The sequence below is a fragment of the Nocardia sp. NPDC004582 genome, assembly GCF_053602115.1.
This window is the reverse complement of sequence record NZ_JBSGCY010000168.1, coordinates 1-12,849: the sequence shown is the minus strand read 5'-3', so window position 1 is coordinate 12,849 and position 12,849 is coordinate 1. Positions and strand designations below refer to the sequence as shown.

At 70.8% G+C, this 12,849-nt stretch carries 14 protein-coding genes and 1 pseudogene; 4 read left to right on the top strand and 11 right to left on the bottom strand.

The window, feature by feature from the left end; genetic code table 11:
* On the bottom strand, nucleotides 1-334 hold a 334-nt coding region (locus ACWELJ_RS30145; protein ID WP_452369495.1), incomplete at its 3' end, for a FadR/GntR family transcriptional regulator.
* 217 nt (nucleotides 335-551) lie between these two features.
* On the opposite strand from ACWELJ_RS30145, the gene ACWELJ_RS30140 reads away from it, so the two are divergent.
* Nucleotides 552-2,156 carry a 2-isopropylmalate synthase gene (locus ACWELJ_RS30140; protein WP_452369497.1) on the top strand — a complete coding sequence of 535 codons (1,605 nt, stop codon included), beginning with the start codon at nucleotides 552-554 and terminating at the stop codon, nucleotides 2,154-2,156.
* A gap of 32 nt (nucleotides 2,157-2,188) precedes the next feature.
* Here ACWELJ_RS30140 and ACWELJ_RS30135 read toward each other — a convergent pair whose 3' ends face one another.
* The 5 genes from ACWELJ_RS30135 to ACWELJ_RS30115 form a co-directional block, all read right to left on the bottom strand.
* A complete protein-coding gene (locus tag ACWELJ_RS30135; RefSeq protein WP_452369494.1) occupies nucleotides 2,189-2,734 on the bottom strand; it encodes a Clp protease N-terminal domain-containing protein in 546 nt (181 codons plus the stop codon).
* An 89-nt stretch (nucleotides 2,735-2,823) separates the two neighbouring features.
* Nucleotides 2,824-3,447 carry a DNA-3-methyladenine glycosylase gene (locus ACWELJ_RS30130; RefSeq protein ID WP_452369493.1) on the bottom strand — a complete coding sequence of 208 codons (624 nt, stop codon included), beginning with the start codon at nucleotides 3,445-3,447 and terminating at the stop codon, nucleotides 2,824-2,826.
* Nucleotides 3,448-3,558: 111 nt separating this feature from the next.
* Nucleotides 3,559-3,852 carry a DUF3761 domain-containing protein gene (locus ACWELJ_RS30125; RefSeq protein WP_452369492.1) on the bottom strand — a complete coding sequence of 98 codons (294 nt, stop codon included), beginning with the start codon at nucleotides 3,850-3,852 and terminating at the stop codon, nucleotides 3,559-3,561.
* 100 nt (nucleotides 3,853-3,952) lie between these two features.
* Nucleotides 3,953-4,861 (bottom strand): RNA polymerase sigma-70 factor, encoded by a 909-nt coding sequence (locus ACWELJ_RS30120; protein WP_452369491.1) that lies wholly within the window; start codon nucleotides 4,859-4,861, stop codon nucleotides 3,953-3,955.
* A 15-nt stretch (nucleotides 4,862-4,876) separates the two neighbouring features.
* A complete protein-coding gene (locus ACWELJ_RS30115) occupies nucleotides 4,877-6,061 on the bottom strand; it encodes an NAD(P)/FAD-dependent oxidoreductase (protein WP_452369490.1) in 1,185 nt (394 codons plus the stop codon).
* Nucleotides 6,062-6,237: 176 nt separating this feature from the next.
* On the opposite strand from ACWELJ_RS30115, the gene ACWELJ_RS30110 reads away from it, so the two are divergent.
* Nucleotides 6,238-6,957: a DsbA family oxidoreductase gene (locus ACWELJ_RS30110; protein ID WP_452369489.1), complete on the top strand. Its 720-nt coding sequence runs from the start codon at nucleotides 6,238-6,240 to the stop codon at nucleotides 6,955-6,957.
* A gap of 24 nt (nucleotides 6,958-6,981) precedes the next feature.
* Here ACWELJ_RS30110 and ACWELJ_RS30105 read toward each other — a convergent pair whose 3' ends face one another.
* On the bottom strand, nucleotides 6,982-8,190 hold the full coding sequence (locus ACWELJ_RS30105; protein ID WP_452369488.1) for a low temperature requirement protein A: 1,209 nt from the start codon (nucleotides 8,188-8,190) through the stop codon (nucleotides 6,982-6,984).
* Between the two features lie 309 nt (nucleotides 8,191-8,499).
* Between ACWELJ_RS30105 and ACWELJ_RS30100 the strand changes: the two genes are divergently transcribed.
* Nucleotides 8,500-9,198 carry a response regulator transcription factor gene (locus tag ACWELJ_RS30100; protein ID WP_452369487.1) on the top strand — a complete coding sequence of 233 codons (699 nt, stop codon included), beginning with the start codon at nucleotides 8,500-8,502 and terminating at the stop codon, nucleotides 9,196-9,198.
* Nucleotides 9,188-10,222 carry a sensor histidine kinase gene (locus ACWELJ_RS30095; RefSeq protein ID WP_452369486.1) on the top strand — a complete coding sequence of 345 codons (1,035 nt, stop codon included), beginning with the start codon at nucleotides 9,188-9,190 and terminating at the stop codon, nucleotides 10,220-10,222. The genes ACWELJ_RS30100 and ACWELJ_RS30095 overlap by 11 nt, the downstream gene beginning before the upstream one ends.
* Here the strand turns inward: ACWELJ_RS30095 and ACWELJ_RS30090 are convergent.
* The 4 genes and pseudogenes from ACWELJ_RS30090 to ACWELJ_RS30075 all read right to left on the bottom strand — a co-directional run.
* Nucleotides 10,146-10,601 (bottom strand): hypothetical protein, encoded by a 456-nt coding sequence (locus ACWELJ_RS30090; RefSeq protein ID WP_452369485.1) that lies wholly within the window; start codon nucleotides 10,599-10,601, stop codon nucleotides 10,146-10,148. The two genes, ACWELJ_RS30095 and ACWELJ_RS30090, sit on opposite strands and share 77 nt — an antisense overlap.
* The gene (locus tag ACWELJ_RS30085; protein WP_452369496.1) at nucleotides 10,598-11,728 is read right to left on the bottom strand and encodes a molybdopterin-dependent oxidoreductase; all 1,131 of its coding nucleotides are present in this window, start codon (nucleotides 11,726-11,728) and stop codon (nucleotides 10,598-10,600) included. Before ACWELJ_RS30085 ends, ACWELJ_RS30090 begins: the two co-directional genes overlap by 4 nt.
* Before the next feature lie 95 nt (nucleotides 11,729-11,823).
* Nucleotides 11,824-12,537: a TIGR04282 family arsenosugar biosynthesis glycosyltransferase gene (locus tag ACWELJ_RS30080; protein WP_452369484.1), complete on the bottom strand. Its 714-nt coding sequence runs from the start codon at nucleotides 12,535-12,537 to the stop codon at nucleotides 11,824-11,826.
* Nucleotides 12,534-12,849: pseudogene (locus tag ACWELJ_RS30075) on the bottom strand (glycosyltransferase); the annotation flags it as partial. The gene ACWELJ_RS30080 and the pseudogene ACWELJ_RS30075, both read right to left, overlap by 4 nt.

Here is a 12,849-nt window from a genome sequence, read left to right as displayed (position 1 = left end):
GGCGGCGGGCGGCCAGGGCGGCGCCCTCGGCCTCGATCGCGATGCGGGCCTCGATGACGGTGATGATGTCGCTGCGGCGCAGCACGGTGTCCCAGTCGTCGGCGGCGTCCAGGGCGGTGACGAAAACGCCCGCGCCCTGCCGGCTTTCGAGGACGCCGCGCCCGGCGAGTTCGCGGATGGCCTCGCGCAGGGTGGAGCGGCCGACGCCGAGCTGGGCGGCGAGGGTGGTCTCGCCGGGCAGTTTGTGGCCCAGCTGCCACTCCCCCGCGCGAATCCGGGTGAGCAGCACCTCGGCGGCTTGCGCGGCGAGCGGATGCCTCTGGACCTGCGCCACTTGTCGCTGTCCTCTCTACTTGTCTGAGGAGTTGTTTCCCTCTAGTCTAGTCGACATGCTGACCGGTGCCCTGCTTCTCCTTCGCTGCCGCGACGGGGTCTGATCGACCGGCACCCCGTCAGCGGGCTCGCGGTGCTGCGCCGGTCACCTCCTCCGACGCGAAAGCGATTGCCCCGTGAGCACTCCCCTGATCTGGAATCGTCAGCAGCCCTCCACCCTGCCGTCGCATCGGTATCGCGATGTGTACCAGCGTGTTTCGGTACCGCTGACCGAACGTGACTGGCCGTCCAACCGGATCACCGAAGCCCCGCTGTGGGTGCCGGTGGATCTGCGTGACGGCAATCAGGCCCTGGCCGAGCCGATGGATCCGGCCCGCAAGCGCCGGTTCTTCGAGCTGCTGGTGGCCATGGGCTACAAGGAGATCGAGGTCGGGTATCCCAGCGCCTCGCAGACCGATTTCGATTTCGTGCGGCTGATCGGCAGCGAACGGCCGGCTCCCGCGGATGTCACCATCGTCGTCTTCACGCCCGCGCGCCGCGATCTGATCGAGCGGACCGTCGAATCGGTGCGCGGCATCCCCAATGACGTGGTGATCCACCTGTACACCGCGACCGCACCGACCTGGCGGGACGTGGTGCTGGGCAAGAGCCGTGACGAGCTGGCCGAGCTGATCACCGCGGGCGGGCGGGATGTGCTGGAACTGGCCGGGGATATGCCGAATGTCCGGTTCCAGTTCTCCCCCGAGGTATTCATGCTGACCGAGCCGGATTTCGTGCTCGATGTCTGCGACCGCATGACCAGGCTGTGGGACGCCACCCCCGAGCGGCCGGTGGTACTGAATCTGCCCGCGACCGTCGAGGTGGCGACACCGAACGTGTACGCCGACCAGATCGAGTACATGCACCGGAATCTGGCGCGACGCGAGGCCGTGATCCTGTCGGTGCACCCGCACAATGACCGCGGCACCGGGATCGCGTGCGCGGAGTTGGCGGTGCTGGCCGGGGCGCAGCGGGTGGAGGGGTGCGTGTTCGGCAATGGCGAGCGCACCGGCAATGTGGATCTGGCGACGCTGGCGTTGAATCTGCACGCGCAGGGCGTGAATCCGATGATCGACTTCTCCGATATCGACGAGGTGCGCCGGACCGTCGAGTACTGCACCGGGCTGCCGGTCCACGAGCGGCATCCCTACGCCGGGGATCTGGTGTACACCGCGTATTCGGGCACCCATCAGGACGCCATCCGGAAGGGTTTCGCCGAGCATCGGGAGCGGGCGGCGCGGCTGGGTGCGCCGGAGCGTGAGATCGCTTGGGAGGTGCCGTATCTGCCGATCGATCCGGCGGATGTGGGCCGTTCCTACGATGCGGTGATCCGGGTGAATTCGCAGTCCGGCAAGGGCGGGATCGCGTATCTGATGGAGTCGGAGTACGGGTTGGAGCTGCCGCGCCGGCTGCAGATCGACTTCGCCCGCCACGTCCAGCGCCATACCGATCGGACCGGGACGGAGGTCTCGGCGGGGACGTTGTGGGAGCTGTTCGAGGCCGCCTACGCGGGCGCGATCGTGGCGACCACGCCCGCGATGCCCGCCGACGCGACGGTCGAGGAGGCGGTGGAACTGCTGGGCCGCCACGGCTATTCGGTCGAGGTGCTGTCCATGACGCACCAGACGGTGGGCCGGGCGGGGTCGGCTCCGGCCGTCACCTACCTGGAGTACCGCACCGCCGACGGCGCGGCCTGGGCGTTCGGTTCCGGTGCGACGGCGGCGCGCGCGACGATCGCGGCCTTGGTGGCCGCGGCCGGGTCGAACAGCGCGGTCCTCATCTAGGCGGCGAGTTCCGCAGAGCGGCAGCTCGGTTCTCATCTGGCCTGGGCGCCCAATAATCGCTCGAGTTCGGTGACCCGGGCCTCCAGATCCGCGATGCGCCGGCGCAGATCGGATTCGGGGGCCTGGGTGGGACCGGCCAGCGGCCCGTCGGCGACCCGGGAGATGCGGGTGCGGATGTCGGCGGGTTCGGCGCCGAGGCTGATCAGGATCTGCGGGGCGATGCCGTCGGCCTCCTCGATCAGGGCCAGCAGGATGTGCTCGGGCCCGATGTAGTTGTGCCGCAGCCGCATCGCCTCGCGCAATGATCCTTCGAGGACCTTCTTGGAGCGCGGGGTGAAGGGCACGTGTCCGCTGGGCGGTTTCGGTTCGTGTTCGCCGACCGCCTGCCGGATGCGTTCGCGCACGCTGGAGACGTCGAGGCCGAGGTCGCCGAGCACGCGCGCGGCGACCGGGTCGTCGCCGGCGAGGACGCCGAGCAGCAGGTGTTCGGTGCCGATCCAGTCGTGCCCGAGCGCGCGGGCTTCCTCCTGGGCGAGCACGATGGCGCGGCGGGCGGCATCGGTGAACCGTTCGAACATGGGGCTTCCACCTAGGGGTGAGCTGTCGATCAATCCACCGTAGTCCTCCGCGCCGCCCACCGATACGGCGCTCGGCCCGAGAGCCAGGGTTAGGCGGATCGGTCCAGTTTGGGGGCGCGCGGGCTGCGCCGGTAGGCCGACACCGCCGGGGAGTCCGGTAGCCAGAGCCGCCAGGGGCGGTCGGCGGCCAGGCTCACCCCGACTCGGGGTCCCACCGAAACGGCGGTGGAATCGGTGATTTCGGGTCCGAGTTCCAGCCGGATCGGCGCGGCCGGATCGAAGAGGTGAGTTCCGTAGTCGTCCAGCCCGATTCCGAGGGCGCTGCCGACATTGCCGGGCCCGCGGGCCAGATCCGCGTCGGTCCTGGCGGCGGGACGGCGACCGCGGGCGATGTCGTGCCCCTCGATGATCTCCCCCGCTCGGACGAGCACCGCGCTGGCGATGCCGTCGGGTCCGCTGACCACGTTGACGCAGGTGTGCATGCCGTAGCTGAAGTAGACGTACAGCACCCCGGGCGGCCCGAACATGACCGCGTTGCGCGGGGTCCGGCCTCGCCCCGAGTGGGCCGCCGGATCGTGCCAGGGCCCGGCGGGATCCCCGCCGTAAGCCTCGACCTCGACGATCCGCATTCCCACCGGACCGGATCGCAGCACCGCGCCGAGCAGTCGCCGCGCCGCGCGCAGCGGTTCGACGGCAAGCTCTTCGGCACTCACGACGGACCATTGTTCCGCACAGTCGTCCCGGACGTGGTGCCGGGACGACCGGCGAGCTGCGAGCCGGTGGACCGCGTCAGTGCGCGTGCCACCCGGCCCGCCGCCGCGTGGCTACAGCCATTCGGCGACGCCCTTGTGGCCCGAGCAGGTGCCGCTACGGTGCCGACTGAAGCTGTAGGTGCCGTCCTTGCAGCGGGCGGTGGCCCCGTCGGGGGCGGTGGCCGACTGTTCCGGGCGGTGCACGCAGGCGCCGTCGGAGTTCTCGTACTCGCTTGCGGTGCAGGCGGTGTGGAGTACCGGCGCGGCGGCCGCCGGCCCGGCGAGCGCGGTGCTCGCGCCGATGAAGGCCGCGGCGGCCCAGGGCAGAATGTGTCGCGCCGCACGGCGCGATGTCAAGCCGATCACTTGCGAATTCCCTTGCAGAATAGCGTTTTCGACTCGGGGGCGGTCGCCCCCGACGAGCGCCGAATAGTACGGGACCGACCCCGGCCCCCGGCCCGATTCCCTATTCGCCGACCGATTCGACAGCCGATCCATTGCCGCCCTGCCGCTGCAAACCGACCATCTTGTCGGGATTGACCTGAAAACGGAGGTTCTCGATTCGACCGTCACGAATGTCGTAGGTCAACGCGCCCACCGGAAAGTCGCCGATCTTGGCCAGCATGCCGAGTTCGCCGTTGATGTAGGCGGGTTCGAGGTAGATGCCCGCGCTGATCGGCTTGGCCATGACGCCGAGCAGCCAGCGGGCGACGTGGTCGGGACCGGACAGCGGCCGGCGGGCGGCGGTGATCTTGCCGCCGCCGTCGTTCCACAGCGTCACCTCGGGGGCGAGCAGTTCCATCAGCGCGTTGACGTCTCCGCCCTGGGCGGCGGCCATGAACTTCTCGGTGATGTCCGACCGGGTCGCGGGGTCGGTGTCGAAGCGCGGGCGGCGCGAGTGCACATGGGAGCGGGCGCGATGGGAGATCTGCCGGATCGTGGCCTCGGGGCGGTCCAGGAAGCCCGCGATCTCGGCGTGCGAGTACCCGAACACCTCGCGCAGCACGAACACCGCGCGTTCGACGGGGCCCAGGGTCTCGAGGACGACCAGCATGGCGGTCGACACGGTGTCGGCCATCTCGGTCTCCTCGGCGGCGTCGGCGGTATGGGTGAGCAAGGGTTCGGGCAGCCACGGGCCGACGTAGGTCTCGCGGGTGGCGCGAGCGGAGGTGAGGCGGTTGAGGGCCAGATTGGTGACGGTGCGGACCAGGTAGGCCTTGGGGTGGGTGACCGAATCCCGGTCCACCTCATGCCATTTGATCCATGCGTCCTGCAGGACGTCCTCGGCGTCGGTCACGGTGCCGAGCATCTGGTACGCGGTGCCGAACAGCAGCCGGCGGTGCGCGACGAAGGGGTCGATCGGATCGTCCTGCATGGACACATACCTACCTCATGCCAGGCCGCGGGTCGCGCGGCCGCCTTTGCTGAGCTGTGCGCTGACGGTCAGGTGCTTGCTCATCTTGTAGGTGGGCACCGGGCTGGCGCTGACCGTCTCCTTGTAGGCGACGGCGGCGCGGCCCTTCAGATACCAGCGGCGCGGGGTGTCGTCGGCGTTGGTGAACTGGATGACCGCGTCGTGGCGGCCCAGGCTGACCGGCTGGTGCAGGTAGCCGAAACGGAAGGGCCGCACCGTCTTTCCGCGCAGCCTGCGGGCGACGGCGTCGGCGGTGTACGCGCCGGTGGGGATGCCGCTCTGGCAGGTGCCGTGCAGGACGCCGAAGGGCATGCGGATCGCGGCGGCGTCGCCGATGGGCAGGATCTCGGGGTGCGAGACCGAGCGCAGGGTGGTGTCGGTGAGGATCAGGCCGCGGTCGTCGACGGCGATCCCGGCCTGCGCGGCCAGCGGCGCGACGCGCACGCCCGCGGTCCACAGCGTCAGGTCCGAGGCGAGGAGTTCGCCGGTGGTCAGGCGGACGGCGTCCGGCAGCACCTTGGCGACCTGAACACCGGTGCGGCGGACGACGCCGAGGCGGTCGAGGGCGCGGTTCAGGTGGGCGCGGGCCTTGTCGCCCATCATGTTTCCGGGTTCGGCGGCGCTGATCAGGGTGACGGTCAGGCCGGGGTGGGCTTCGGCGATCTCGGTGGCGGCCTCGATGCCGGTCAGGCCGCCGCCGACCACGGTGACGGTCCCGGCGGTCGCGGCGATCTCGGTGAGGCGCTCCGAGAAGCGGCGGGCCCGGCGCGGGTCGTTGAGGGTCCAGGCGTGGTCGGCGGCGCCGGGGACGGTCGAGGTGTCGGTGCTGCTGCCCAGCGCGTAGATCAAGGTGTCGTAGCGCAGTTCCGCGCCGTCGTCGAGGGTGACGGCGCGGGCTGCGGGGTCGAGGGCGACGGCGGCGGCGCGGTGGAAGGCCACACCCGATCCGGCCAGCAGGTCGGGGATGCGGTGGTCGGCCAGTTCCTGTCCGGCGGCGATCTGGTGCATGCGCAGGCGCTCGGTGAAGCGGTCCGAGGGGTTCACCAGGGTGATGCGGACCTCGAGCTCGCGGGTGCGGCGGGCGAGGCGGACGGCGGCCATCATGCCGGTGTAGCCCGCGCCGAGGATGACGATCCGGTGGGTTGTGGTGGTGGCGTTCATGATCGGCTCCGTGGGGTCGTCGCTACTGGGTCGGCTATGGGACAGGACAGCCCCCGAGAACGTGACAATCGGGCATTGTGACCTGAGTCACTCCGGAACATTCGGGTCCGGTCGCCGGTTGGGACAGGGGATGGCCGGGCCCCCGGCCTGCGACAACAGCGTCGGAGTGAGGTGCGATGGCCGTACAGGTCGAGATCTGGACCGATATCAACTGCCCGTTCTGCTATCTGGGCAAGCGGCGATTCGAGGAGGCCCTCGACGCCTTCCCGCACAAGGACGCGGTGACGGTGGTGCACCGGTCCTTCGAACTGGACCCGACGCTGCCCAAGGATCACAGCGACGCGGTGGTTCCGCACATCGCCGAGAAGTACGGCATCAGTGAGGCGCAGGCCGCGGCCAACGAGCGCGGTCTGGGGGCGCAGGCCGAGGCGGCCGGGCTGACCTATGTCACCTCCGGCCGGGATTTCGGCAATAGCTTCGACATGCACCGGCTGCTGCACTTCGCGCTGGAGCAGGGCCGTCAGGAGCGGATGCTGGACGCGTTGTACGCGGCCAACTTCGCCGAGGAGCGGGCGCTGTTCGGTGACACCGAGCGCCTGGTCGAGGTGGCGGTGTCGGCCGGTTTCGACGAGGCGGCGGTGCGGGCGGTGCTGGCCGACCCCGAGGCCTACGCGGACGCGGTGCGCGCCGACGAGGCCGAGGCGGCGCGGCTCGGGGCGCGCGGGGTGCCGTTCTTCGTGCTGGATCGCAAGTACGGGGTGTCGGGCGCGCAGCCGCCGGAGGTGTTCGCTCAGGCGCTGGAGCAGGCCTGGAGCGATCACGCGCCCGCGCTGGCCATGGTCGCCGACGGTGACGCCTGTGGGCCCGACGGTTGCGCTGTGCCGCAGCGGGATTGAGCCCGATCGCGGCGACGGCGAGCGTCAGTGCTCGCCGTCGCGGTGCATGCGGAACCCGACCGCCGAGACGGTCGGAATGTAGGCGCTGCGTTCGCCGGAACGGATGCGCAGGATGTCGTCGGCGATGACGAAGCCGTAGGCGACGACCACCAGCAGCACCAGCTGACCCCACGCCACCCAGGCGATGCCCAGCGGCGTGGTGCCCAGCACCGCGACCGCCCCGACCAGCCGCAGCCAGGCCCGGGGAATGCGCAGCGCCAGCCGGAACAGGGCCTGGCCGACGAAGAACACGGCGACACCGCCCGAAAGGGCCAGGGCCGCAGCCGTACTCGCGGGTTCGTTGCCGTGGGCGATGGTCATCGAGATGCCCGCGGCGGTCAGGATGATGCCGAGGATCAGCACGAACAGCGAATAGCCGTAGGCGTAGACGGCCGGGCGGATGCGGGCCGGGCCGGGCAGCGCCGCCAGGGCGTGCTCGCCGCGTTCGTCGTCGAAGCCGAAGTAGGCCCACCACAGCACATATCCGAGGGTGAGGCCGAGGCCGGCGGTCGCGACCAGGCCCACGGTGAGGTCCATGCCGGTCAGGTTCGCGCCGATCGCCACCACGGATTCGCCGAGCGCGATGATCACGACCAGGCCGTGGCGTTCGCAGAAGTGGCTGGGGCGCACCGCGAATCCCTCGGCGCGGATCAGATACGGCGACACCACCTGGATCACGACGGCGGCCGTCCAGAGCAGGGTCCGCAGTCCGCCGTGGGTGAGGCCGCCCGCCAGCACCAGCAGCGCGGACAGGCCGTTGAGCGGCGCCAGCCGCCACATCGCCGAGCTCGCCCCCGCACCGCCCGAGGTCGCGAACATGACGCTGTGCACCGTGTTCACCAGCAGGTATCCGAGTCCGAACGCCAGCCCGGAGCCGCCGAACGCGCTCGGGGCCGCGATCGCGATCACGAAGAACCCGAACATCCCCAGCAGCAGGAAGGTGCGTCGCGAGGAGCTGTTCGGCGCGACCTCGTTGGTGAGGAACACGTACCCGCTGTACATCCACCAGATCAGGGCGAACATCAGCGCCACGTGCCCGAGCTCGGCCCAGCCCGGGTGATGGGTGAAGGCGTGGGTGAGCTGGGTGATGGTGAAGACGAACACGAGGTCGAAGAACAGTTCCAGGGTCGAGGCCCGGACCTGACCCCCTTCGGCCTCGAGCTCGCGCGCCGAACCGGACATTTCGCTGGTCACGTGCAGATCGTAGAGCCGCCCCGCCGCCCCCGCCGCATTTGCCGCGCCCACCCCCGCCCTCCGCGTGCCCGAGTGCGATCGACCGCCCTCGTCGCGGTGGCGCCGGCCCGGTCCGCGCTCCTCGAGCGGGCCGGCTACGAACTCGGGGCCGGCGAGATTTGCGGGTCCGGCACCGCCGATGCCACGAGTCGGCGCACGGGTGACGAAACCATGACGTGTGCGGTGAAATGAGCGCGACCAGGTGGTTTCGGCGTAGCCGACCCCTAGGGTGGAGTGCGGGGTGGCAGGTCGATCGGGAGTTGTGAGGCGATGCGGATTCTGGTGGCGGACGACGATCCCGTGGTGCGGGAGGTGGTGCGGCGGTATCTGGAGCGGGATGGGCTCGAGGTGGTGGAGACCGCGGACGGGGCGGCGACCGCGGCGGCGTTGGCGCGCGACGACGTCGATCTGGCGGTGCTGGATGTGATGATGCCGGGGCCGGACGGGATCGAGTTGACGCGGGCGGTGCGGGCGGGGGCGCGTCCGGAGCTGCCGATCATTCTGCTGACGGCGCTCGGGGAGGAGGACGACCGGGTGATCGGGTTGCAGGCGGGGGCCGATGATTACGTGACCAAGCCGTTCAGTCCGCGGGAGTTGGCGTTGCGGGTGGCCTCGGTGCTGCGGCGGACACATCCGCAGCCGGTGGCCGAGGAGGTGTTGCGCGGCGACGGGGTGGAGCTGCATCGGGCGGCGCGCACGGTGACGGTCGGCGGGTCGCCGGTCGAGCTGACGGCCCGCGAATTCGATCTGCTGGCCTTCCTGCTCGCACATCAGCGGCGGGTGTTCAGCCGCCAGGAGCTGCTGGCGGAGGTGTGGGGGTGGAACTTCGGGGACCTGTCCACGGTCACCGTGCACGTCAAGCGGTTGCGGGCCAAGCTGGGTGCCGCGCATCGCCTCGAGACGGTGTGGGGCCGCGGATACGCTTGGGGCCGAGCCGATCTCGGCGCGGAGGCGAGCGATGCCGACTGACACGCCCGGCCTGATCGGCTACGCGCTGGCGGGCACGCTGCCGGTGGTGGTGATCGGCGCGCTGCTGCTGCGCTACACCCGTGGTCGCGCCATGACCACGAGTATGGCGGTGCTGGTGCTGATTCCGACGCTGGCCACCCTGTGCGGGATCGTCGCGGTGAGCGGTCTGATGTTCGGCGCCGAATTCGAGCGCACCGCCGTGGTACTGGCGGTGGTCACCGCGGTGACGGTGCCCGCGGCGATCCTGCTGGGCCGCGAGCAGGCCCGCGCCACGGTGTGGGAGCGCGAGATGCTGGAGCAGGAGCGCGCCGCCGAGCGGTCGCGGCGCGAGCTGGTGGCCTGGGTGAGTCACGATCTGCGCACGCCGCTGGCGGGGATCCGCGCCATGGGTGAGGCGCTCGAGGACGGGGTGGTGACGCGGCCGGAGGAGGTGCGCCGCTACGCGGATCAGATCGTGCGCGAGACGAATCGGCTCTCGGCCATGGTGGACGACCTGTTCGAGATGTCGAAGATCAATGCGGGGGCGTTGCGGCTGCGTCTGGAGCCGGTGGACCTGCGCGAGGTGATCGACGAGGTGCTGGCGACCAATCGGCCGACCGCCGCGCGCGCCGGAATCACATTGTCCGCCACCCAGCCCGCCGACAAGCTGCCGGTGGCGGGCAGTGAGCGGGCGCTGGGCCGGGTGCTGACCAATCTGGTGGCCAATGCCATCGCGCACACCCCGCCCGGCGGGCGCATCGACATGTCGGCGGGCGCGAACGACGGGCAGGCGTGGGTGCGGGTCGACGACACCGGGCCGGGGATCTCCGAGACCGATCTGCCGCGCATCTTCGAGGTCGCCTATCGCGGCAGTTCCGCCCGCTCCCCCGGCGCGGCGGAGCTGGGCAGCAGCAGCGGGATGGGGTTGGCCATCGCGGCCGGGCTGGTTGCCGCGCACCACGGAGACATCACGGCGCGGAACCGTCCGCAGGGGGCGCGATTCGAGATCCGGCTGCCGCTGCTGGAGTCCGCCGGGCGGCGGTGAGCAGCCAGGCGGCGGCCACCGCCCAGACCAGGGTCAGCGAGATCAGCAGGCCGACGGTGTAATTCCGGTCCAGGACGGTGTCGTTGCCGGGGACCGCGCCCTCGCGGCCGAGGACCGGGATCGCGAGCAGGATCAGGGCGAGGCTGACGAACGCGCCGACGGTGAAGACGGGCCACCAGCGGGCCGGGAGCACGTAGTGGCCGAGGGTGCCGGCGAGGGCGGCGACCGGGCCGAAGATCAGGTTCTCGGCGAGGATCGCGCCGGCGAACCACAGCGCGACCGAGCGCAGGTCGGCGGCGCTCATCCGCAGCAGCAGGTCCAGCCCGTAGGCGACGCAGCCGATTCCGAACGCGCCCAGCAGGATTCGAATGCCCGTCATGCGATTTCCTCGATGGTCCGCAGCCATTTGGTCTGCAGCACCCCCGGCCGGTTCGGGGCGATGAGGCGGCACGGGTAGCCGTGGTCCAGGGCCAGGTCCTCGCCGTTGAGCCGCAGTGCGATCAGGGTGGCGGCGTCCACGACGTGGGTGCGTGGCAGCACCGAGGACCCGTAGCCGCCGGTGGTCTCGAGCGACACGAAACGCACATCGCCGCCGCCGTATTCACCGACGCGGGCCAGCAGGTCGCGCAGGCGCACGCCGGACCACCGGCCCTGGGCGCTCCAGCCCTCGACGCAGGCGATCGGTAGCGCGCTGTCGTACTGGGGCAGGGCCTCGAGCTCGGTGCGGGAGAAGGCCCGTTCCCGGCCACCGGCTTTCACGGTCAGCGCGTACTCGGGCGAGCGGGCCGTCTCGGTGACCGCCGCCGCCGCGGCCGTCCGATTGATCGGAATGCCCTGCGGCCCTTGGCCACTGCGCGGGGCCAGCAGCGACGCCCAGCGTAGGAACGGAATCGACTGCCCGGCCACCGCCACACCCGCGACCACCGCACCCAGCCCGGCCGCGATCAACACCGTTCTGCGCGAAATACCTTGAGGCACTACAGAATCTACGATGTCATCGACTGGTTTCGAGAGCGCCCGCCGCACCACGGGCAGCTTGACCGCCAGATGCACGGCCACGGCCCCGAATGCCACGTACGCCATGGCGTGATGGGTGGTGGTGAAGAAGAACTTCCACGGGTAGTACTGCGCGGTATTGAACAGGCCCGTCACGATCTGGAACAGCACCGCGCCGATCAGCACCGCCACCGACAACCGCTCCAGCGCCTCCGGCAGTCCGTGCCGCAGCGACGGTTTGATGAAGAACCGCGGATACACCGACCACAGCTTCACCAGCAGCAGCGGGATCATCATGACCCCGACCGTGACGTGTGTGCCCTGGGTGACCCGATACAGCCACACCGGGTGCGCGGGCCACCAGAACCAGTCCGGCGGATGCTGGATCAGGTGACTGATCAGCCCGGTCACGAACAGGATGGTGATGCCGGCGCCGAGGGCCACGCCGGTGCGCGCGGCGACGGCCGTCGAGCGGCCCGGACTCCACCGGCGGGAAAGCACGTCCGGCAGTACCAGTTCGGGCCGCTCGATCGGGTCGGGACCGGCGTCCGCGGTTTCGGTGGGCTGGCTCGGCGACACCGCGGGCTCCTTTCGAAATATGAGTATCAGAGTGGGACAGGCATTTTCGCGGTCACCAGCTCGGTGACGGCGCGAGCGAAGCGGCCCCGGGACACCGCCGCCACCGAGACCGCGTCGGCGTAGGTGTCGACGTCGGTGAGCGTGGGCAGCGCGTGCACCCGTAATCCGCTGTGCCGCAGGGCTGTCGCGGTGAGTTCCCCGGTCCGGTCGGTCGACATGGGGATGTCGGCGAGCAGGTGGGCGGCCCGCGGCCCGGGCAGGCCCAGCGCCCACCAGCCGCCGTCGGTGGCCGGTCCCAGGACGGAGTCCCCGGTGGCGACCAGGCGGGCCGCCGAGCGGGCGAGCAGGACCGGGTCGGCCTGCGGGGTGTCCATGCCGATCTGCAGCACCGGGACGCCGAACTCGGCGGCGTCGACGTGGGCGTGGGCGAGGCGCTCGCCGAAGCTGTCGCCGCGCTGCGGGACCACGGTCACCTCGCGCAGGGCGGCGGCCAGTTCGACCGAGCGCTCGGCGCGGTCCAGGTCACCGGTCCAGGCGACGACGGGGTGGCGGATGCCGCTCGCGCGCACCGCGTCCAGGGTGTCGAGCAGGGCGCAGGCCGCCAGGTAGGCGGCGTCGACCGGCGAGAACTGCGGGGTGAGACGGGTTTTGGCGAAGCCCGGGATGGGTGATTTGGCCATCACGAGCAGGGTGGCGGGAACGGTGTCGTCGAGCGGGGCGTGGTCGGGCTCGGTGGTCATCGCACACTCCAGAAGTCGCGGGCGGCCCGCAGGGTGCCGCGCCAGGAACCGGAGACCTTGGACTCGCCGTGAGTCCGCGGCCGATAGGTGATGTCGCGCTCCAGCACCAGCCAGCCCGCACGGGCCGCGCCGGTGAGCAACGCCAGCGGATATCCGGACCGGGCGTGCAGGTGGCCGAGCGCCTGCAACCGGTCGCGGCGGGTGACGCGCATGGCGGCGATATCGTGCACCGGCAGGCCGTAGCGGCGGCGCAGCCGGAAGGCGAAGGCCCAGTTGCCGATTCGCGCGTGCACCGGCAGCGCGCCGGGCACC

Excerpts from the sequence above, each read along its gene's own strand:
- ACWELJ_RS30095 (WP_452369486.1), top strand. The coding sequence starts at position 9,188 with ATGCCGACTGACACGCCCGGCCTGATCGGCTACGCGCTGGCGGGCACG.
- ACWELJ_RS30115 (WP_452369490.1), bottom strand. The coding sequence starts at position 6,061 with ATGAACGCCACCACCACAACCCACCGGATCGTCATCCTCGGCGCGGGC.
- ACWELJ_RS30120 (WP_452369491.1), bottom strand. The coding sequence starts at position 4,861 with ATGCAGGACGATCCGATCGACCCCTTCGTCGCGCACCGCCGGCTGCTG.
- ACWELJ_RS30135 (WP_452369494.1), bottom strand. The coding sequence starts at position 2,734 with ATGTTCGAACGGTTCACCGATGCCGCCCGCCGCGCCATCGTGCTCGCC.
- ACWELJ_RS30090 (WP_452369485.1), bottom strand. The coding sequence starts at position 10,601 with ATGACGGGCATTCGAATCCTGCTGGGCGCGTTCGGAATCGGCTGCGTC.
- ACWELJ_RS30100 (WP_452369487.1), top strand. The coding sequence starts at position 8,500 with ATGCGGATTCTGGTGGCGGACGACGATCCCGTGGTGCGGGAGGTGGTG.
- ACWELJ_RS30080 (WP_452369484.1), bottom strand. The coding sequence starts at position 12,537 with ATGACCACCGAGCCCGACCACGCCCCGCTCGACGACACCGTTCCCGCC.
- ACWELJ_RS30110 (WP_452369489.1), top strand. The coding sequence starts at position 6,238 with ATGGCCGTACAGGTCGAGATCTGGACCGATATCAACTGCCCGTTCTGC.